The 21,866-nt window shown below is 32.1% G+C and carries 16 protein-coding genes; 10 read left to right on the top strand and 6 right to left on the bottom strand.

Translation table 11 applies throughout. The annotated features are described in order from the left end of the window. Positions 1-32 precede the first annotated feature (32 nt). Positions 33-1,190: a M14 family zinc carboxypeptidase gene (locus tag J8M14_RS03640; RefSeq protein ID WP_211073163.1), complete on the bottom strand. Its 1,158-nt coding sequence runs from the start codon at positions 1,188-1,190 to the stop codon at positions 33-35. 380 nt (positions 1,191-1,570) lie between these two features. Between J8M14_RS03640 and J8M14_RS03635 the strand changes: the two genes are divergently transcribed. The 8 genes from J8M14_RS03635 to J8M14_RS03600 all read left to right on the top strand — a co-directional run bounded on the left by J8M14_RS03635 (position 1,571) and on the right by J8M14_RS03600 (position 8,040). After that, positions 1,571-2,050, top strand: a complete 480-nt coding sequence (locus J8M14_RS03635) for a helix-turn-helix transcriptional regulator (protein ID WP_211073162.1) — start codon at positions 1,571-1,573, stop codon at positions 2,048-2,050. Between the two features lie 70 nt (positions 2,051-2,120). Continuing rightward, on the top strand, positions 2,121-2,495 hold the full coding sequence (locus J8M14_RS03630) for a DNA topoisomerase IV (protein WP_211073160.1): 375 nt from the start codon (positions 2,121-2,123) through the stop codon (positions 2,493-2,495). Then, the gene (locus J8M14_RS03625; protein WP_211073158.1) at positions 2,495-3,292 is read left to right on the top strand and encodes a TerC family protein; all 798 of its coding nucleotides are present in this window, start codon (positions 2,495-2,497) and stop codon (positions 3,290-3,292) included. Before J8M14_RS03630 ends, J8M14_RS03625 begins: the two co-directional genes overlap by 1 nt. Positions 3,293-3,301: 9 nt before the next feature. Continuing rightward, positions 3,302-3,877 (top strand): pyridoxal 5'-phosphate synthase, encoded by a 576-nt coding sequence (locus tag J8M14_RS03620; RefSeq protein WP_211073156.1) that lies wholly within the window; start codon positions 3,302-3,304, stop codon positions 3,875-3,877. Between the two features lie 40 nt (positions 3,878-3,917). Then, the gene (locus tag J8M14_RS03615; protein WP_211073155.1) at positions 3,918-4,367 is read left to right on the top strand and encodes a GNAT family N-acetyltransferase; all 450 of its coding nucleotides are present in this window, start codon (positions 3,918-3,920) and stop codon (positions 4,365-4,367) included. A gap of 71 nt (positions 4,368-4,438) precedes the next feature. Beyond that, a complete protein-coding gene (locus tag J8M14_RS03610; RefSeq protein ID WP_211073154.1) occupies positions 4,439-5,884 on the top strand; it encodes an MBOAT family protein in 1,446 nt (481 codons plus the stop codon). Positions 5,885-5,899: 15 nt separating this feature from the next. Further along, a complete protein-coding gene (locus J8M14_RS03605; RefSeq protein ID WP_211073153.1) occupies positions 5,900-6,970 on the top strand; it encodes a hypothetical protein in 1,071 nt (356 codons plus the stop codon). 491 nt (positions 6,971-7,461) lie between these two features. Next, complete coding sequence (locus J8M14_RS03600) at positions 7,462-8,040, top strand: alkylphosphonate utilization protein (protein WP_211073152.1); 579 nt, start codon at positions 7,462-7,464, stop codon at positions 8,038-8,040. Between the two features lie 90 nt (positions 8,041-8,130). Here J8M14_RS03600 and J8M14_RS03595 read toward each other — a convergent pair whose 3' ends face one another. The 3 genes from J8M14_RS03595 to J8M14_RS03585 form a co-directional block, all read right to left on the bottom strand. Then, positions 8,131-10,806, bottom strand: coding sequence for a DNA gyrase/topoisomerase IV subunit A (locus J8M14_RS03595; RefSeq protein ID WP_211073151.1), 2,676 nt, complete (start codon positions 10,804-10,806; stop codon positions 8,131-8,133). Between the two features lie 111 nt (positions 10,807-10,917). Next, complete coding sequence (locus J8M14_RS03590) at positions 10,918-12,777, bottom strand: DNA topoisomerase IV subunit B (protein WP_211073150.1); 1,860 nt, start codon at positions 12,775-12,777, stop codon at positions 10,918-10,920. 316 nt (positions 12,778-13,093) lie between these two features. Beyond that, on the bottom strand, positions 13,094-14,971 hold the full coding sequence (locus J8M14_RS03585) for a peptidase M61 (RefSeq protein ID WP_211073149.1): 1,878 nt from the start codon (positions 14,969-14,971) through the stop codon (positions 13,094-13,096). 130 nt (positions 14,972-15,101) lie between these two features. Here J8M14_RS03585 and J8M14_RS03580 point away from each other — a divergent pair, with 130 nt between their 5' ends. Together J8M14_RS03580 and J8M14_RS03575 are read left to right on the top strand one after the other, a co-directional pair. Next, on the top strand, positions 15,102-15,887 hold the full coding sequence (locus J8M14_RS03580) for an alpha/beta hydrolase (RefSeq protein WP_247672541.1): 786 nt from the start codon (positions 15,102-15,104) through the stop codon (positions 15,885-15,887). A 125-nt stretch (positions 15,888-16,012) separates the two neighbouring features. Further along, entirely contained in the window at positions 16,013-18,454 is a 2,442-nt protein-coding gene (locus J8M14_RS03575) for a prolyl oligopeptidase family serine peptidase (protein ID WP_211073147.1), read from the top strand. Positions 18,455-18,516: 62 nt separating this feature from the next. Here J8M14_RS03575 and J8M14_RS03570 read toward each other — a convergent pair whose 3' ends face one another. Then, complete coding sequence (locus tag J8M14_RS03570) at positions 18,517-20,706, bottom strand: response regulator (RefSeq protein WP_211073145.1); 2,190 nt, start codon at positions 20,704-20,706, stop codon at positions 18,517-18,519. Between the two features lie 179 nt (positions 20,707-20,885). Further along, positions 20,886-21,782: a DMT family transporter gene (locus J8M14_RS03565; protein ID WP_211073143.1), complete on the bottom strand. Its 897-nt coding sequence runs from the start codon at positions 21,780-21,782 to the stop codon at positions 20,886-20,888. Positions 21,783-21,866: the final 84 nt, after the last annotated feature.

Here is a 21,866-nt window from a genome sequence, read left to right as displayed (position 1 = left end):
AGCAGAAAAATAAAGTATTCGCACATTTTATTTCAACTTTTTGTTAATTCTGTTGAGAATAATTCAGAATTTAAATAGAATTTTAACAACTTAGTGTCTGGAACTATCATATTTCTAACGTTTTCGGAAGATATCGCTCTTTTATTGCCGATAATTTCCCTATGTCCATAAAATTTTCGTAAATCTTCGATTTTAACAACTTTTGGTATGAATTTCACATTATTTTCGAACAATTCTTCAGTATACTGAACGGCAATATCGACATTTTTACTATCCAAAATCACATCTCTGATAATGATATCATAAAAACATTTACCATTTTCAGGAATTAAAAAATAATCTTTATACCCTTCTCCGGTGACAGAATGATTAGCGATATAATGAACAGAAGCTAACAGCGCATAAAAAATGTATTCTCTGGTTATCTCACGATCATAGTCATCAGGATAATGCCCAGCTTCAAATAAAATTGTTGGGATCTCTAAACTAGTTAAAGTATCTCCCACACAATTAATATTAAAGCCATCATCATAACGTCCTATCTGATTCGGTATATATTTTTGCAAAATCGTATTCATCTCTACAATAACCTCCATAGCTTTTTTACGACAGGATGTTACAGAACGTTCTTTATCACCTGCAGGAGATAAAAAGGATACTGTAGCTGAGAAATTTGTTTCACCAGCACTAAAAATCGTACGTTGCCCATGAAGATTGTATGCGAAATCTGGCTTAATACTACTAATTAGATCGTTTAGAATCTTGCTTTCCTTCTGAGTCCTGTCCTGAGCATCTCGATTAAGATCTATCTGATTATAATTAAGCCTTGTATAGGCTTTGGCTCCATCAGGACTTAAAATAGGCACAATATACAAGGTACATTCTTTTAAAATAGATTCAGCGAGCTTATTAGAAGTATCAGTAAGGAAGTTTAAGAAATCAAAAATAGCTTTGGTTGTTGTGCTTTCGTTACCATGCATCTGTGACCAGAATAAAAGTTTCTTAGAACCTTCACCAAGAGTTATTAATTGTATAGAGAGATTATTTTCTGAAACACCAACTTCTTTGATGTCTAGTGTATTAGATAAACTATCCAAAAGAGGGTTAATGTGATCACTATGAATATAGCGCCCAAATAAAGCACTCTCCTTATACGTGTAGAAAAAATCCTGAAGTGTTTTAATGTCCATAAGAGTAAATATGACCACGAAATTACTACAGTTTAGCGAGTAATCATAGTAAACAACTATAATAGTTACAGATGTAAACTTACAGGTTGTTTACATCTGTAACAACAAGATTTTTACAAATGTAAACAACTCAAATTTTTACTTTTGTTTACAATTATAAACAGTCTATTTAGTAAAGTTTCCAAATGTATTAGAGTTATTAACAGTTAAAGTTATAAATAATTCTAAATATTTCTAAACATATAATAATCAGAAGTTAAAGTATTATTATTTAATGTTTTAGTTTATGCTAAAATATCTTTGTGTTACATTTGTAAACACGCTTTTTCAATACTTTTGTTTACCTTTGTAATCAATATTAAACATTAAAAAGGTTTACAATGGTAAACAGTAAGGATTTCGGGAAAAGAATTCAAAAAATAATGGATTTTTATAATGTATCTGCTTCATCCTTTGCAGATTACATGGGTGTTGGTCGTTCTTCTATTTCACATATTTTGTCAGGTAGAAATCGACCTAGTTTAGATTTTGTAATGAAAATCGTAGATGCATATACTGATGTAGAATTAGATTGGTTGCTGTATGGTAAAGGTGTTTTTCCAAAATCAGAAAACAAACCTCTGACACAAGAAACGGTTCAATCAACACCTACTACTCCTGCCTCTGAACCCTTACCTCCAACTCAGCAAACTGAGCAAGATTTATTTTCTACAACAATTACAGAAACTGAGGTTTCTAAAACACAAGGACCATTACAGGAAAATACTAAACGATCCATTACAGGAGAAAATAAAATTGATCGTGTACTTATTTTTTATACCGATGGTACTTTTGACGAGTATAGTCCGAAAAGATCTTAACAACTTTTTTTGTGGTTGTTATATATTCTCTGGAAATAGATTTATTTTCGTTTATCAGTTTTATTATGATATGTACCGAATTATTTTCCTTTTCTTTTCTATACTTTTTTTAGCTAGTTGTTATCAACAAGAACGAGATTGTTCTAATTTTCATAAAGGAACTTTTGAATTTGAAACATTATTGAATGGAGAGCTAACAAAAACCACATTTATTCGTAATGATTCTATAGAGATTGATTTTTTTCAGGGAAAAAGCGACACTGCTACCATACGCTGGATTAATGACTGTGAATATATCTTAAGAGAAGTACATCCTAAAAGTATGGCTGAGAAAAAAGCCATTCATATTAAAATCCTAACTACTGATAAAGATATTTATACTTTTGAATACGGATTAGTAGGTGCAACCAATAAACAACGTGGAACCGCAAAAAAAATAAAATAATGTTAGAAATTTTCACATCTGCAGATGCTTGGGTAGCTTTATTAACACTTACCTTTTTAGAAATTGTACTAGGAATTGACAATATTATATTTATTTCACTAGCATCTAGTAAGTTACCAGAAACTCAACAAAGAAAAGCTACTAACATAGGTTTGATACTAGCCATGTTAATGCGTATCATACTATTATTTGGTATTTCATTACTAGTAGCGATGGAAGCTCCTTTTTGGCATATTAGTTTACCTTGGATAGAAGGAGGAATCAGTGGTCAAGCTTTGATATTGTTTGGAGGCGGAATATTTCTTCTATACAAAAGTGTTCATGAAATTCATGAAAAAGTAGATGAAAAAGGAGAAGAAGAAAAGGAAATTCAAGCTAAAAGTTCTTCTTCACTATCCAATGCTATCGTGCAGATCACATTGATCAATGTTGTTTTTTCTTTTGACTCTATTCTTACAGCTGTTGGTATGACCAGTGGTTTAAGTGACAATCCTAATGATGCTTTATTGATAATGATTATAGCCGTAGTCATCTCAGTACTAATCATGATGGTATTTGCTACTCCTGTAGGTCGATTTGTAAACAAGCACCCTTCTGTTCAAATCCTAGGTCTTTCATTTTTAATTCTTATCGGGTTTATGCTTATAGCCGAAGCTGCTCACCTATCTCACCTTAAAATATTTGATAGTGAAGTTGGTGCTATTCCAAAAGGATATTTATATTTTACTATTGCTTTTTCATTGTTTGTAGAATTCTTAAATTTTAAGCTACGCAAAAAAAGTAAAGTGATTTCTTAAATTCTATTAATGAATCCAATTGAGCAATTTAATAACTGGTATGAAGAAGAGATTAAAAAAAGTAATCTTAGAATCCCCTCTGCTTGTTGTCTGACATCGATTGGGTTCGATGAATACCCTAACTCTAGATTTGTTTCTCTTAAAGAGGTTGTAGATCATAAGTTTGTTATTACTGGTCCTCTAAACTCTAGAAAAGGTGCGGAGTTGTTTCATAATCCAAAATCTTCTTTAACCTTTTGGTGGACAGAAACTGAAAGACAAGTGAGAATCCAAGGAGACGCATATCCCATAGAAGAGTCTCTGGCTAATACATATTTCGAGAGTCGAAATAGAGATTCTAAAATTGTCAGCCATATCTGTAATCAAGGAGAATCTATTGAAAGCCTTGACATTTTAGTAGAATCATTTGCAGCCAAAAAATCTAAACTTGAAAATACTGAAATCAAACGTCCTGAAAACTGGGGTGGTTTTTATTTAAACCCGAAAAGAATTGAATTCATGGAATTCAAGAAAAACAGACTACATTTTCGGGAGTTGTTTACAAAAGAAAATAATATTTGGGTAAACACTTTTTTGCAACCGTAAAATAGTTTCAAAGATTCCTTTAAATTTAAAAAGATCTGATGTGGAAAAAATAATCATTAGGAAAGTTAAAGTTGAAGAAATTGATTGGGTAAACTCTAAATATAAAAAAATAGGTTTCTTGGCTTCGGACTATGACAATGAGTATATTGTTATTGCAGAAATCAACAATAATGCTTGTGGATTGGGTCGACTTACTACAATCGATACCGATAACCTGGAATTAGGTGGAATCTATGTTTTTGACGAATTTCGTGGATTAGGTGTTGCCGATCAAATCGTAACTCATCTGATGTCTAAAGCTTCTAAAAATAAAAAAATATGGTGTTTACCTTTTAATCACCTTAAGGATTTTTATTTAAAATTTGGTTTTAAAGACCACTCTCTAAGTGATTATCAAATACCTAACAAAATTACCTCAAAATATCAATGGTGCAATAAAACTTATGATAAAGGAGTACTGTTACTCACAAAATTGCAAGTAGTTACTTAAAAATTAAATCTTAAAAATATCTTAAAACACAACAAGTTTTTTACCTTTGCCGGTTTAGAAATCTTAATAAAATGTTATTTAACTCCATTGAGTTTGCAAAGTTTTTACCAATAGTTTTTATCCTATATTGGTTAGTCTCTAAAAAAGACTTGAAAATTCAGAATACTTTGTTACTAATTGCCAGTTATATTTTTTATGGTTGGTGGGATTGGCGTTTTCTTTCTTTAATAGCTTTTAGTTCGTTCATCGACTATTTTGTAGGGATTGGATTATCAATGGCAGAAAAGAAGCGTGAAAGGAAATTACTTTTATGGATTAGTATCTGCGTTAATCTTGGATTCTTGGGATTTTTTAAATACTTCAATTTTTTTACCGAAAGTTTTGCTGATGCATTCACATTATTCGGCAAGCCCATTGAAGCTTCAAGATTAAATATCATTTTACCCGTAGGAATAAGCTTTTACACTTTCCAAACACTAAGCTATTCCATCGATGTGTATAGAAAAAAACTAGAACCCACTAGAAACTTAATTGCTTTTTTGGCATTTGTAAGTTTCTTCCCGCAACTAGTTGCCGGACCAATAGAGAGAGCATCAAATTTACTACCTCAGTTTTATAAGAAAAGAGAATTTGATTATAACAAAGCTGTTGATGGCTTAAGACAAATACTTTGGGGATTATTCAAGAAAATAGTTATAGCCGATAACTGTGCAGTTTATGCAAATGATATATTTAACAATTATGAGATACACTCTGGAAGCACTTTATTTCTAGGAGCAATATTTTTTGCATTCCAAATTTATGGAGACTTTTCAGGGTATTCAGACATCGCTATAGGAACCTCACGATTATTTGGATTTAATTTGATGAAAAACTTCTCTTTCCCATACTTTTCCAGGGATATTGCAGAGTTTTGGAGACGATGGCATATTTCGTTATCTACCTGGTTCAGAGACTATTTATACATTCCATTAGGCGGAAGTCAAGGAGGAATCTGGATGAAAGTAAGAAATACATTTATCATTTTCTTAGTAAGTGGTTTTTGGCATGGAGCAAACTGGACATTTTTAGCTTGGGGGTTTCTAAATGCTTGTTATTTTCTTCCTTTATTATTACTAAATAGAAATAGAAAAAACACTAATGCTATAGCAGAAGGAAGAGTTTTCCCTAACATGAGAGAGTTTGTAAATATTTTATCAACGTTTTTTATAACTACTATAGCCTGGGTATTCTTCAGAGCAGAAACTATATACGACGCTATAGCTTATATTTACGGCATCTTCTCACCTAGTTTATTTTCAATTCCTGATGTTTTAACGGAAAGGATGTTAGTAAAAATAGGAATCTTATGCTTTTTTATAATAGTAGAATGGATCCGTAGAAACAAAGAGCACGCATTAGAAATTAATCAAGTAATTGCTCCAAAGATATTGCGATGGAGTTTTTATTTTGTACTTATTGCTATGATTGTTGTTTTTGGAGGAGCTCCACAAGAATTTATTTATTTTCAATTTTAATTACTCATCAAATTCATGAAACGCTTTATACTAAAAATCTTATACTTTTTGATATTTGTTTTAGCACTCATGTCTATTATAGAATTATCGATCCCGCAACAGTACATAACCTATAGGTCTTGGGAGGCTTTTAAAATAGGTTCTAAAGATCTATTTACCGGCCCATTTTATCCTAATAAAAAAATTATCCGGGATGAATATGGTGATTTAGCACATCATACGGATTATAGTGTATTAAAAAAGAATATTACTTGGCAGACAGACGAATTAGGTTTCAGAAATGAAAAAGTCATAGATTCTCCAGATTTAATATTTCTCGGCACTTCTAATATAGCTGGGTGTTCTGTAAGCCAAGAGCAAAATATTTCTAGTCGAGTTTCGCAGCTAAGCGGCTTGTCATCTTATAATATGGCTCCATATAGTTTTCTGGAATTTACTCGTCTCCTGAATGCTGGAGTTATTAAAAAACCGAAAGTTTTAATATTTGGATTAATCGAGAGAGCACTCCCTTACCTTTATGTTTCTAAGATGGAAGAGGAAGAATCATGGGTAAAAAGCAATTATATTAGACTAAAGAATACAACTCCTTTCCAAAGTTGTGCGACTACAATTGATCATATTTCAAAACGAAATTTTCAGCACTTTGCGACAGCAAGAGTTAATAATAGTACTGGTAATGGTATTCAATCGACTATTAATAACAAGATGTTTTACTTTCAAGGAAAAAACGCTAAAATAGAAGCTACTGACGAAGTTGTTGGATACAATGTAGATATTATTACTAAATACCGTGATTTTTGTAAACGGGAAGGTATAGAATTTATATTTTTCCCTGTACCAAATAAAGAAACAATCTATTATGAATATGTCCCGTTTGAAAAACAACCAATATATCTAAAAAAACTACATATAGGTTTAAAGAATCAAAATATTAATGCCATTAACACTTTAGAATTATATAATAAAGAAAAGCCCAATACCCTTTTATATCATTACGATGATACACATTGGAATACAAACGGTATTCATCTGGTAGCAAAAGAAATACATCAACTCCTAAAGAAAATGAATCTAAAAAAGCTATAAATCAACCTGATAACCGTTTTATTATATTTATACTACTAAAAGACCAACCGATATGAAATTTAAGTGTAGTATAGATATCAATGTCCCAAATCAATATAGTTGTCGAGTTATTTGACAATCCGGATAACTTAAAAGAATGGCAAGACGGGTTTATTAGTTTTGAACCACTAAGCGAAATACCAGGAAAACCAGGAGCAAAATCATTGCTAAAATATAAACATATGTGCAACTCTGTAAAATGTAGCTTTACGAGACCAGATGGGAGTATCATATTAATTATATCAAGTTTAAAGGGTTCATGCTAAAATTAATGTCTTTCTTAATGCCCAATCTATCTAAAAAACACCCTCAAAAATGGCTTGATCAGTTTAAAGCTTTTGTAGAAAGGTCAGTATAGACAGATATTTAAAAATAACTTCTTTACCGCTGCAATAATTATAAATTTTAATGCATTTTTGCCAAAGTGATTATCCTATAAAACTGAATATTCTATGAACGCCGAAAAGGAATTACAAGCACGTAGCGGATCAATTTGTGAACTATGTAGTGCTTCAGAAAATCTAAAAGTATATGAAGTACCAAAATCACCAAATGTAGGCATAGATTCTAGTGTAATTGCGTGTTCAAATTGCATAGAACAATTAGAAGACCCAGAAAAAACAGATATCAACCACTGGCGTTGTCTTAATGATAGTATGTGGAGTCAAGTTCCTGGTGTACAGGTATTAGCTTGGCGTATGCTAACCAGATTACGTGCAGAAGGCTGGCCTCAGGACCTATTAGATATGTTGTATTTGGATGATGATACTTTAGCTTGGGCAAAAGCAACAGGAGAAGGAGAAGAAATAGATCCTACTCTTATACATAAAGATTCTAATGGAGCTATTTTACAAGCAGGAGATTCTGTAGTTTTAATAAAAGATCTAGATGTTAAAGGGGCTAATTTTACCGCTAAACGAGGTACTGCAGTACGAAATATCTCTTTAGTACACGACAACCCTGAGCATATAGAAGGTAGAGTCAGTGGTCAACATATTGTGATTCTGACTAAATTTGTTAAGAAATCGTAACTGTTGGTTTTTTTATGAGTGAGGAATCACTATAAAAATACCGATGTACTATGTATATAATACATCGATATCTTCTTTTTAATATTATCACTAAAATAAACTAGCCTGTTCTCCTCCTTCGGAATCCTTGTTAGCATCTGTTGAATCTGAGGATTTAGCCATTGGTTTAGTAGGCACTTTATCCGTAGCAGATACACTTTCTTCTTCTATAACTTCAATTTCTTCTGTAGGAATTGGTTCTGGTTCTTCATAAGGTAAAGGATCAAGTAGATTAACCTGTTTCACTTTATGCGTTGTCAATTGATTCCCTAACGCCTTAATACCTTTAATGGCAATAAATTCTTCAAAATTTATTTCTTCATTAGGTCGTTGATCTTTGCCTCTAATTTTACTAAAAACGATCTCTGCAACAGGTCTATAGTCGGTAGAAACAACTTCTAAAAAGGATTTAGGATTTTCAGAAATAAAGTTTTCTTCTCGTTCCGGGTTTTCTATCAGAAAACGTTTTACATAATAACGTTCTTTTTCTCCATCCCAATAAATGGCTGAAATTGGTTTTTTAGGGTTCCATTTTTCCAGAACTACCATATCAGAATTGAAATGCAATGTTATTTCCGGTATGATAGTTTTAACTAACCCTTTTTGATCAATAACCAATAAACGATCTTCTCCTCTAAATTCACCTAACAACTCTCCTCTACCATCAACATTAAGACGTTGTACAGTATCATCAAACCAAATTTTTCTAGGTTTTAGAGTAGAAACTCCTTGTTCCTTAAGTTCAATACGTTTAATATTATATTTAGTAACAATATTACCTTTTACGCCTCTTCCTTTGATCAATAAATCCGAAAAATCTAAATCAAACTTAAGTTTCTTTATACTTCCAGCTTGGCGTAAGAGTATTGTAACAACCTCTGCTTCACCGTTAGGGTTTGCTGAAAAGTAAGAGATTTTTGATGATTTTTTTCCTTGCGTCAAATCATACTCCTTATCTCTAGTAACTCCAGTTACAGCAAAACGTTTTACATAAGATGCTCCACCTCTACCATCCTGATAAATCATATTATATATAGTACGTTTATCTTTTTTCTTAAATATCGCTACATGAATTATATTTTTACCAATAAAAGTTTTTGAACCTACCTTAGTAATCATCAGTTTACCATCAGCAGTAAAACAAATAATGTCGTCAATATCAGAACAGTCCGTCACATATTCATCTCTACGTAAAGACGTCCCCACGAATCCCTCTTCTCGGTTTACATATAATTTTGTATTACGTATTACTACTTTGGTAGCTTCTATATCATCAAAAATCTTAATTTCAGTCTTACGCTCTTTTCCTTTACCATACGTAGTTTTCAATCGCTTAAAATAATCTATTGCAAATTCAATAAGATTTTCTAAGTGGTGTTTTACCTGCGCAATATCCTCTTCTAGAGCCTCAATCTTTTGTTGAGCCTTATCTATATCAAATTTAGAGATTCGCTTAATCCTAATTTCGGTTAAACGCACTATATCTTCCTCGGTAACAGCTCGCTTAAGATGCTTAATATGTGGTTGCAATCCTTTATCTATAGCTTCTATAACCCCTTCCCAAGTTTCTACCTCTTCAATATCCCTATAGATACGGTTTTCGATAAAAATTCTTTCTAGCGAAGCAAAATGCCATTGTTCCTGCAACTCATCTAACTGAATTTCGAGTTCACGCTTTAGTAATTCTACAGTATTATCTGTTGAACGACGCAACATTTCCGAAACTCCAATAAAATTTGGTTTATTATCCTCAATTACACAACCCAAAGGTGAAATAGATACTTCACAATTCGTAAATGCATATAGGGCATCAATAGTTTTATCCGGTGAAATTCCTGAAGGAAGATGTATTAATATTTCTACTTCTGCGGCAGTATTATCCTCTATTTTTTTAACCTTGATTTTACCTTTATCATTAGCCTTAAGAATAGAATCAATTAAAGATGTTGTAGTCGTAGAGAAAGGAATTTCAGTAATCACAAGAGTATTTTTATCTCGTTGAGATATTTGAGCACGAACTCTAGCTTTCCCTCCTCTATTACCATCATTGTAATTCGTAAAATCTGCTATTCCTGCTGTAGGAAAATCAGGAAGTATGGTAAATCGTTTTCCTTGAAGATGCTTAATTGAAGCATCAATTAACTCTATAAAATTATGAGGAAGAATCTTAGTACTTAACCCTACGGCGATTCCTTCTGCTCCTTGTGCCAATAACAAAGGAAACTTAACCGGAAGGTTAATTGGTTCTTTTTTACGTCCATCATAGGATAACTGCCAATCAGTTACTTTAGGGTTATATACAACATCTAATGCAAATTTGGATAAACGTGCTTCAATATATCTAGAAGCTGCAGCTCTATCTCCTGTAAGAATATTACCCCAGTTTCCCTGCATGTCAATCAGCAATTCTTTCTGCCCCACTTGTACCATTGCATCAGAGATACTCGCATCTCCATGAGGGTGATACTGCATGGTATGTCCTACAATATTTGCTACCTTATTGTATCTACCATCATCCAAATCTTTCATAGAATGAAGAATACGGCGTTGCACAGGTTTTAGACCATCCTCTATTGCAGGCACTGCTCGCTCTAGGATTACGTAAGATGCATAATCCAAAAACCAGTCCTTATACATACCGGTCACCTTAGTAATCACCTCTTGTGGTTGGTGATCTTCTGGAGTTAAATCGTGATGTAGTTCTTCGTTTTCGTTTTCCAAATCCATAAATAATTACTGGGGCTATTTTATCGGTTCCAAAATCGCTGAGTTATAAAGTTTTAAAGCAAACTTGACTTGAGCGTGCATTTTTTTAAAAAATTCGTAACTCTTAATTCCCTATATTTCTTCCTCTACTGTATCTAATTCTACTTTCAGGTTATCAATAATAAACTCTTGTCGTTGTGGTGTATTTTTTCCCATATAAAATGACAACAGTTCTTCTATCGACTTCTCCTTGTCTAACATAACTGGATCTAATCGTATATCATCTCCTATAAAATGAACAAATTCATCCGGTGAAATCTCACCTAACCCCTTAAATCGTGTTATCTCAGGCTTACCTGATAATTTTGCAATAGCATCTCGCCTTTCTTGTTCAGAATAGCAATAAATAGTTTCTTTTTTGTTCCTAACTCTGAATAAAGGTGTTTGTAAGATATATAAATGACCTTCTTTTATCACTTCAGGAAAAAATTGCAAAAAGAATGTAATCAACAATAATCGTATGTGCATTCCATCCACATCGGCATCAGTAGCAATTACTATATTGTTATATCGTAAATCTTCTAAAGATTCTTCAATATTCAGTGCAGCTTGCAAAAGATTGAATTCTTCATTTTCATATACAATCTTTTTACTCATGTTATAACTATTCAAGGGTTTTCCACGTAAACTAAATACCGCTTGTGTATTTACATCACGAGATTTGGTAATTGATCCACTTGCAGAATCACCCTCTGTTATAAACAATGTACTTTCCAAGTTACGTTCTTTCTTACTATCGGTAAGATGTATACGACAATCTCTAAGTTTCTTATTGTGTAAACTAGCCTTCTTAGCACGTTCACGAGCCAGTTTACGAATACCGGATAAATCTTTACGTTCTCGTTCGGCTTGTAATATTTTACGCTGTAAACTCTCTGCAGTAGTTGCATTTTTATGCAAAAAGTTATCTAATTTCGTTTTTACAAAATCGTTGATATATGTTCTTACGGTTGGTAAATCACCTCCCATGTCTGTAGAACCTAATTTAGTTTTTGTTTGACTCTCAAAAACGGGCTCCATTACCTTAATACTAATTGCAGAAACAATTGATTTACGAATATCACTGGCTTCATAATTTTTACCGTAATATTCTCTAACTGTCTTTACTATTGCTTCACGAAATGCTGCTTGGTGTGTTCCTCCCTGAGTTGTATGCTGACCATTAACAAAAGAATGGTATTCCTCACTATACTGTGTTTTACTATGTGTTATAGCTATTTCAATATCATCTCCTTTAAGATGAATAATATCATATAAACGATCATCATCTTTAATATTATCAGAAAGCAAGTCTTTTAATCCATTTTCTGAAAAATATTTTTCGCCATTAAAAATTATGGTTAGTCCGGGATTAAGATATACATAATTCTTAAGCATTTTCGCAACATATTCAGAACGATATTTATAATGCTTAAAAATCGTCTCATCAGGAACGAAGGATACTTTAGTTCCCCTTCTACGAGAAGTTTCTTCTAAAGTTTCTTCATTAGTTAAGTTCCCTTTTTCAAATTCTGCTGCAGCTGATTTGCCATCACGAGTAGATTCTACACGAAAATAAGTAGATAATGCATTTACTGCTTTGGTACCTACACCATTTAGTCCTACCGATTTCTTAAATGCACGAGAATCATACTTACCTCCGGTATTCATTTTAGAAACCACGTCTACTACCTTCCCCAACGGAATTCCTCGACCATAATCTCTAACAATTACTTTATCTCCTTGTATTGAGATTTCGATAGTTTTTCCAGCACCCATGACATATTCATCGATAGAATTATCGAGTACCTCTTTCAATAAAATGTAGATTCCGTCATCTGCAGATGATCCATCGCCTAACTTACCAATATACATCCCTGGTCGCATACGAATATGCTCTTTCCAATCGAGGGATCGTATATTATCTTCGGTATATTTGGTTTCCTTGCTCATAAAATTTTGGGTAGAATGCCTGCTAATATAATATTTCAACTACAGAATAAAAACAGGTATAGCACAAAGTAATTAACAAATAAATAACGGTTTTTGTTGATTATTGGTGTAGAGGAACATACCTTTTTTTATTACTAACTATTTCATAGAATAATCATTAAAAATTTTTCTTAGATGCTATGAGCTAAACATATCTATAAATAAAAACAGTTTTAAAACACCTAATAAACTATAATTTTCGAACAGATCTTGGAAGGTGCTAAAAAAAGAAAAGCGGATCAAAAAGACCCGCTTTTATATATTTTAGTTTTTACACCTAACCTTTTAACCAAGCATTCCTAAGATCTGTCTGTTCCTTACTTGAGTTCTTTGCTGTCGTTAACTTTTTTCCTTGGGTATAAGACTTAGCTATTTTGGTTTTAATAGTAACCTCTTCTCCTGCTCTATTTAGTTTAACTTCTACATCATCACCTTCTTTCCATTGAAAAGTAGCACCCAGCAACATATTAGCATTCTCTAGTGTAAGTTTAGCTCCATTAACTTCTACAATTTCATCATTTGGCTTCACTCCATTTTCTGCCCAGAAACTATTAGCGGTAACCAAATCAGTAAAATAAATTGTTCCTTTTTCTTGATTACCAGCTACAATTAGTGTTCCTGCATTCTGAATATAGCTAGTCTCTACTTTTTCAGAGGAGATCGCTAAACCAACTTTATCAAAAAATTCTTGATAATTAATTGGAGTTGTACCCACTACATGTTTTTGTAAAAACTCTCCTACTGAAGGGTATGTCATTGCAGTTATCTCTTCAATTATTTTATCATCTTCAAAAGGTTTATTCTTTCCATATTTAAGTGATAATTCCTTCATTAGCGATAAAATTCCTCGATTTCCTTGACTTTCCTCTCTCATTAATATATCAATACACATTCCTATTAATGCTCCTTTTTGATATACATTCACATAATTTTTAGCATAAGGATCATCCAAAATGTTTTCACTCATAACCGTAAAACTCATCGTATCATCAAATCCGCTAGCAGACTTAATTTTATCCATCATTTTTTCATAGAACTCATCTTCTTTGACCAAATCTTGATCAATTTGGAAAATACTAGCAAAATATTCTGTCACACCTTCATACATCCATAAATGCTTAGAAAATGTAGGTGCATTGTAATCAAAATAATGGACGTCTTCAGAATGTACGCTTAATGGGGTAACAATATGAAAAAATTCGTGAGAAACCACATCAATCATAGCTTCATCAAGAGCATTTTTAGGCATTTGTTCCGGTAATACGACTACGGTAGAAGTATGATGTTCTAAAGCTCCAAAACCACCCGGTGCATCTTCTGCTCCATCTGCTAAGTACAAATAGATATCATATCTTGGAGTACTATTAACATCTCCCAAATATGTTTTCTGAGCTTTCATCATCTTAAAAACAGTTTCCTTAATACTTGCGGCTGTATGTACTTTATTAGGAGAATATACACTTAATACAATTTTGATATCTCCTACCTGAAACTCTTCTACATCCAGGTTTCCATAAAACATTGGATTATCAGTAATATCAAAATATCTTGCTGCAAGATATTTATCCGTAGTTATAGAGCCATCTTCACTTGTCTCAGATCCGGCTTTTTGCAACGCCGATGTTCTTTTCATCGATGATGGAGCCTTAACTTCCAATGCATATTGATTATTTTTAAGAATATCAAAATACCCTATGAAACCGTGAAGGTTTAATACAAAGTTATCTTCCTGAATATTTGTTCCTGAAGGAGAAAATGGTTCTCCTTTATTTTCTTTTTCTACGTCAAAAGTATCATTAACCAAGTAACTGATTTTGTCAACTTGTTTTGCACTTGTAATTAACCAGGTGTTAGTATCTATTTTTTCAGTACTGATCTCATTTCCTTGATAATCTAATGCTTTAAAATCACCTACATATTTACCAAAATCACTAACCGCATAGGTTCCCTGTACAACTTTAGGTAAATAATATCTTACCGTATCCTTTATAAATCGGCCTGGATTTATAATTACAGGCGCTTTATCATCAGTAATTTTAGTTAAATCAATTGAAGTTTTTATAGGTAAACTAGTTGCTAAATCATTGGGTTGTTTTGTTGATCCACATCCTATCAGTAAAAGACCAATAGAAATTGTAGCTAATGTATTCTTCATGTTTTTAAATTAATTATCTACCTATGCTAGACGCAAGAAATAGAAAAGCGTTACAATTTTAGCATCACAAAATATAGATTTATTACGACTTTAGGGTATTTTTAGGTTTTTATTCACCTAAATCATCATTTTGGATATAATTATTGATACTGTTCGAATTCGACTTTCTGAAAACCCTAAACTATTCGACCAACATAAACCAACAATTATTTTTCTTCACGACTCTTTAGGTTGTATTGAACTTTGGAGAGATTTTCCTAAAAAAACTGCTTTATTAACTGGATGCAATGTACTTGCTTATGATCGTCAGGGATATGGACAGTCAGATCCTTTTAGCTGTTTAAAAAGAGATAATTCTTATCTAAAAACTGAAGCAGAAGTTCTTTGTAAAATAATTGACCACCTGGATCTAAAACAAGTACTACTATTCGGACATAGTGATGGTGGATCAATTGCTTTATTAGCTGGAGCATTGTATCCTAACAAAATTCTGGGAATTATTACTGAAGGAGCTCATGTTTTTGTGGAAAAAGAAACCATCGAAGGCATTAAAAATGCAGTACAATTATACAAAAACACTAATCTCAAAGAAAAATTATATAAATATCACGGAGATAAAACTGATAGTGTTTTTAGGATGTGGACAGAAACTTGGCTCTCAAACGAATACCGATCCTGGAATATAGAAGAGTATTTATCCAAAATACTATGCCCCTCTTTAATTATCCAAGGGAAAAAGGATGAGTACGGTACTATCGATCAAGTGAACTCTATAGTAAAACAAACTTTTGGAAATTCATCAGCTTTGATCATCCCGGAAATTGGTCATACTCCACACAAAGAAGCTACAGATATCGTTTTAAAAGAAAGTAACTCATTCATTTCTAAAATATTAAACATTAAGTTAAAGAAATGATAAAATTTATATTCATAACCAATAATTTAGAAACTTGTCATCCTCCATAGTATATAGAAACTATGACTATTGGGCATTATGCCAACTGGGCTTTATTATAAACACATCATTCAAATACTCTAATTATGAAATTCATCAAATCACTTATTTTACTTCTTTTCATAGCAAATATTGGCTATGCACAAGAAAGTCTCAACTATCAGAAACCACCTAAAGAGATTTTAGACCTTGTAGATATCACCTTAGCACCATCTGTCCAAATAGATGAAAAGGGAGAAAACATGATTTTTCTGTATAGAGATAGTTATAAAACTATTGCTGAATTATCCGAAAAAGAAATGCGTCTTGCAGGATTACGTATTAATCCAAAAACTAACATCTCAAGCAGAGCTAATTATTTTAAAAACATCAAAGTAAAAAAGACAACTGATAAGGAAGCTAAACAAGTCACAGGACTGCCAAAAAATGCAAGAGTAACCAATTTCAGATGGTCTCCGGATCAGAGCAAAATTGCTTTTACTAACACTACTGTCGATGGTGTAGAATTATGGGTTCTAGATGTTCTTACAGGAAAAGCAACTAAAATTACTGATGCTACTTTAAATGCCAATATGGGAAGCCCTTTTAGATGGTTTAGAGATAATTCTGCATTATTGGTAAAGTTTCTTCCTTCTAATAGAAAGCCTCTAATCAACCCTCAGGAAGCAGTGCCTACGGGACCAACTATTACAATTAGCGAGGGAACTAAAGCGCAAAACAGAACCTATCAAGATTTGTTAAAAACCCCAAATGATGAATACAACTTCGAGCAACTGGCTATTTCAGAAATTAAAAAAATAACGCTAAATGGAAACGCTAAAGATTGGGCTCCGGCAGCTATGTATAGTAATTTTTCGTTTTCTCCAAATGGTGAATTTATAATAATTACTGAAATACAAAAACCCTTCTCTTATTTAGTGCCTTACAGACGTTTCCCTCAGGAAACCAAACTATACAAAAGTAATGGAGAAGTCATTAAAACTATAAACAAGGTTGCTCTTACAGAAGTATTACCAAAAGGGTTTATGTCGGTTAGAACAGGTAAAAGATCAATGAGATGGAGAAATGATCAGCCCGCTACATTAATTTGGGCAGAAGCCTTAGATAAAGGTGATCCAAAAATAGAGGTAAGCCATAGAGATGAAATATTTATGCTAAAAGCACCTTTTGAAGATACACCTTCTTCAATACTAAAAACAATTAACCGGTTTTATGATATCGAATGGACAAATAGAGAAATTGCAGTTGCCTATGATTATTGGTGGAACACACGTAACACCAAAACTTATGTTTTTAACCCTTCGAAACCCAATCAAAAGCCCAATATCATTAATGATAGAAATTATCAAGACAGATATAATGATCCAGGAAATATTGTAACCGTAAAAAATGAGTTTGGATATTCTGTGATTAATATCGAAAATGATAATATCTATATGGTTGGTGATGGTTATACTAAAGATGGTCAATTTCCATTCGTTGATAAATTCAATTTGAAGACCAACGAAACTAAAAGAGTTTATCAATCTGAATATACAGATAAGCTAGAAAACATCTATTCTCCTTTTGACCTAAAAAAAGGAACGTTTTTAGTAAGAATAGAATCTCCGAGTGAATATCCTAATTATTATATCAGAAACATTTACAAAAAGGATGACTTAAAACAGATTACTTCTTTTAAAAACCCTTTTGCTAGTATCCAAAATGTTCATAAAGAGGTTATCAAATATAAAAGAGAAGATGGATTAGAACTCTCTGGCACACTTTACCTCCCAGTTGATTATGACAAATCCAAAAAAGAAAAAATGCCTATGATTCTTTGGGCATATCCTAGAGAATACAAAGATAAAAGCAGTGCATCACAATCAACCTCTAATCCTAATAAGTTTACATATCCTTTTTGGGGTTCTATGTTGTATTGGGTTACCAGAGGATATGTAATTTTGGATGGTGCATCTTTTCCTATTGTTGGAGAAGGAGACGAAGAACCAAATGATTCATTCAGAAAACAATTAGTAGCTAATGGTAAGGCTGCAATTGATGCTGTTGATGCTATGGGTTACATTGATCGTAATAGAGTTGCTGTAGGAGGGCATTCTTATGGTGCTTTTATGACTGCTAATTTATTATCACATTCTAACCTTTTTGCTGCAGGAATTGCTAGAAGTGGAGCTTATAACAGAACATTAACCCCTTTTGGTTTCCAAAGCGAAGAACGAAGTTATTGGGAAGCTCCAGAAGTATATTATACTATGTCTCCATTCATGCATTCAGACAAAATGAAAACTCCTCTCTTACTAATCCATGGAGAAGCTGACAACAACTCTGGAACGTATCCGCTACAGAGTGAACGTTATTTTAATGCTTTGAAAGGGTTAGGTGCTACAGCAAGATTAGTGATGCTACCAAAAGAAAGCCACGGATATAGAGCAAAAGAATCTATTCTTCATTTATTATGGGAGCAAGATCAATGGTTAGAAAAATATGTGAAAAATAAGAAAAAAATAGAACAACAAGGTACAAACTAAAAAAACATATGTTCCAACTATAACAAAAGCTTCTTAAAAGAAGCTTTTGTTATTTTATCAAATTATGGTAACAGATTCTTAACGATTATATCGTTTAAATCATTTTTATTAAGAGGTTTGTTAATAATATCATTCATACCAATTGCCAGGCATTCTTCCTTTACTTCTCCTAATTCTGCAGCGGTTAGAGCAATTATTGGAGTTGTTTGGTCAAACTCTCGTATCCTTTTGGTTGCTTCAGTGCCATTTACATAAGGCATATTAAGGTCCATTAAAATAAGATCAAATTCTTCTTTTTTTACCATTTGGATAGCATTAAACCCATTCTCAACAATTGTACAGTCATAACCTATCAGGTTTAAAAGATTCTTAGTTACAATCTGATTAATTTTGTTGTCTTCAGCTACTAATATCTTCCTAAAGGCTTGATTAGCATTTCTATCATCCTGACCAACATTATTCTTAGCTTTTTCTTCCACTATCTCTAGCTTTAAATCAAATTGAAATTTTGTACCTCTTCCTTCTTTACTATCTAAATGAATATCACTACCCATCATCTCTAGCAGATTTTTTACAATAGATAACCCAAGCCCAGTACCCACTAACTTGTTAGATTCTCTATCTATTTGTGAAAATTGTTCAAACACATAATCCTTTTTATCATCAGGAATTCCTACTCCGTTATCTTCTATTTCATATCTAATATCAATGTATTTTTCTGCAATAGACAATATCTTAATACGTAACCAAATCTTACCGTTCTCTGTAAATTTAGAGGAATTGCCAATTAAGTTAATCAAAATTTCGGATAATCTCAGAGAATCTACATTAACAGACTCTGGTAACTCATTGGGAGTTTCTAAGATAAGTTCATTGTTCTTGCTTTTAGCTTGGTATTCAAATGAATTCAAAAGGTTTTGAGATAGTTTAAAAAGATTTGTTGGTGTATTTGTTAATTGTAGTTTATTTGATTCTATTTTACTAATCTGAAGCACATTATTAATTAAATTAAGTAGATAATCCCCAGAAAACTTAAGTGATCCTAGTAAACTATTATGCTTTTCTGAGATCTCATTATCTTCCATCAATAAAGATGTTATTCCTACTACTCCATATAAAGGTGTTCGCAGTTCATGGCTAACTGTAGATATAAACTGTGACTTTACCATAGCTAATCTTTCTGCTTCGGCCTTAGCTTCTAATAATTCTCCATTCTTTTCTTTTAATATATCGTTAAGCTTTTTCTTTGATCGATATCCCAGATAAATAAAAAAAACTGCAACTAACAGAAGTATAGTACCTCCTAATGAAATAAAGCTAATCATCTTATTATTTCTAACGATTCCCTCTTGAAAAGCTTTTTCTTTTTTAGCTACTTCTAATTGTCTTTCGTACTCATCTACATCAAAACTTATTTTTGCTATTTCTATTTGCTTCAGTTTCTCTCTATCATAAAGTTTATCTTTATACTCCTGATATGTTTTGATATCGCTGTAGGCTTTTTCAGTATTTCCAAGATTGTCATATAAACTAGCCCTGGCTTTATATATATATGAAAGTTCTAACAATAAATCGTGTCGTTCTGCAGATTCTATTGCTTCATTAAAATTTTCTTCTGCTTTATTGAATTCTTTCTTACCAAGATGATATCTCCCTTGTAGATATTTCACTTCACAAAAACCTTCAATATCTCGGGTGGCAACCACTAATTCTTCTGCCTCTTCTAAATAAGGATAAGCTTTATCAAGTTTGCCTTGATCCAAGTATGTCCAAGCGAGATTAATCACTGGAGTTAAATATTCTTCAGGGATATTAAGTTCTTTACCAAGTTTTGTAGCCTTATTATAATAGAGTAGAGATTTCCTTAAATCCTTATTGCCATCAGAATATATATTTCCAAGGCCATTATAATTCCATAGTATTAATGTAGAATCTTTAGATAATTCAGCATATTTTAATGATTTTTTGAAATTTTCTTCTGCTGCTTTATAATCTACAAGAGTATTATAATTATAAGCCATTAGATAATATGCCTGCCCTTTATAATAATTATTATCAATCTCATGAGCATAATTAGCTAGTTTTATAGCAAATTCGAGAGATTCTTTAATCTTATACTCATACGTTAAGTTATTTGATTTGTCAACTAAAACCTGAAGGCTATCCACGATTGGAAACTCTTGTTCAAGCTGACCAAAAACATTATATACAGTACAGGACAAAGCAATTAGTAATGCAAAAAGTCGCCTCAAAATGATTGTTTTTTTGTTTACTTTCCTTAATACAATTTAAAAAAAACACTTATCTAATTCTGATCTCCCTTAAGATCAGTGACACTATTAAATAATTATATTTTAAAGATAATTTAATAAAAATAATACGAAAAGTAAGGTTTTTGATTTAACTGAGAAATAAATTAAGAAAACATAAACTAGTTTTTTCGTTTTTTGGAAACCACATAAATTCCTGAAATTACGATCAAAGCACCCATCATTTGAATCCACGATAAACGTTCATTTAATATAAAAAAGGCAAGCAAAATAGTAGATATGGGTCCAAAACTAGCAATAATTGAAAAATTAGATGCTCCTAATCTGGAAATTGCACCAGAAACTAAATATGATGGTATCAATGTAGAGAATATAGCCATTGCCAAACCTAAAAGATAAACTTCAATAGGGTAGTTCATGATATCTCCTCTATCAAAAATTAAGTACTGGATAATGATGCATAGAGAAGACACTATCATTACGTAAGATGTAAATGTTACAACTCCAAATTTAGGAATCAACCAACCACTTCCAGCTATATAAGAAGCATAAGTCAACGCACTCATAAAAATCAGAAAAGCACCTAAAAGCAGATGTTCGGACTCAAACTGAAACTCTCCCCAAAATGTTATAACTACTCCTATATATGATAAAACGATTGCTAAAAGTTGTGGTCTGGTAATCTTTGTTTTAAAGAAAATTCGAGAAATTATAATAACTAATGTTGGATAAATAAATAGAATTATTCTTTCTAATCCTGCTTTGATATATTGCAAACCTAAAAAATCAAAATAGCTTGCTAAATAATACCCAACAAAACCAAAAAACAAAATCCAAGCATATGAAGAAGATGTTATTTTATTAGTACCTAAAGGCTTGTTAAACAAAGATATTACAACATAAAAAGGAAGAGAAAATAACATCCTAAAAAGTAGTAAATGTTCTGAACTTACATCATACTTGTACGCTAATTTTACTAATACTGCTTTAGCAGAAAAAAGAACAACACCAATTACAGCTAAAAGTATTCCGAAAGAAAAAGACTTAGAGTTTTGCATTAACCAAAAATACTCTCCAATTTTTATACCTTAGCTTGTCAGCTTAAAACATTACGATGTCCAACAAAAAACCTCTTGAATTAT

Origin of the sequence: Aquimarina sp. MMG016 (assembly GCF_018100805.1) — a bacterium.
Lineage (GTDB): Bacteria > Bacteroidota > Bacteroidia > Flavobacteriales > Flavobacteriaceae > Aquimarina.
This window is presented reverse-complemented; position numbering and strand designations above follow the sequence as displayed.

What these genes read in the sequence shown, in the direction of transcription:
- J8M14_RS03635 (WP_211073162.1), top strand. Translation starts at nt 1,571, where the DNA reads ATGGTAAACAGTAAGGATTTCGGGAAAAGAATTCAAAAAATAATGGAT.
- J8M14_RS03620 (WP_211073156.1), top strand. Translation starts at nt 3,302, where the DNA reads ATGAATCCAATTGAGCAATTTAATAACTGGTATGAAGAAGAGATTAAA.
- J8M14_RS03605 (WP_211073153.1), top strand. Translation starts at nt 5,900, where the DNA reads ATGAAACGCTTTATACTAAAAATCTTATACTTTTTGATATTTGTTTTA.
- J8M14_RS03575 (WP_211073147.1), top strand. Translation starts at nt 16,013, where the DNA reads ATGAAATTCATCAAATCACTTATTTTACTTCTTTTCATAGCAAATATT.
- J8M14_RS03640 (WP_211073163.1), bottom strand. Translation starts at nt 1,190, where the DNA reads ATGGACATTAAAACACTTCAGGATTTTTTCTACACGTATAAGGAGAGT.
- J8M14_RS03610 (WP_211073154.1), top strand. Translation starts at nt 4,439, where the DNA reads ATGTTATTTAACTCCATTGAGTTTGCAAAGTTTTTACCAATAGTTTTT.
- J8M14_RS03590 (WP_211073150.1), bottom strand. Translation starts at nt 12,777, where the DNA reads ATGAGCAAGGAAACCAAATATACCGAAGATAATATACGATCCCTCGAT.
- J8M14_RS03600 (WP_211073152.1), top strand. Translation starts at nt 7,462, where the DNA reads ATGAACGCCGAAAAGGAATTACAAGCACGTAGCGGATCAATTTGTGAA.
- J8M14_RS03595 (WP_211073151.1), bottom strand. Translation starts at nt 10,806, where the DNA reads ATGGATTTGGAAAACGAAAACGAAGAACTACATCACGATTTAACTCCA.
- J8M14_RS03565 (WP_211073143.1), bottom strand. Translation starts at nt 21,782, where the DNA reads ATGCAAAACTCTAAGTCTTTTTCTTTCGGAATACTTTTAGCTGTAATT.
- J8M14_RS03625 (WP_211073158.1), top strand. Translation starts at nt 2,495, where the DNA reads ATGTTAGAAATTTTCACATCTGCAGATGCTTGGGTAGCTTTATTAACA.
- J8M14_RS03585 (WP_211073149.1), bottom strand. Translation starts at nt 14,971, where the DNA reads ATGAAGAATACATTAGCTACAATTTCTATTGGTCTTTTACTGATAGGA.
- J8M14_RS03630 (WP_211073160.1), top strand. Translation starts at nt 2,121, where the DNA reads ATGTACCGAATTATTTTCCTTTTCTTTTCTATACTTTTTTTAGCTAGT.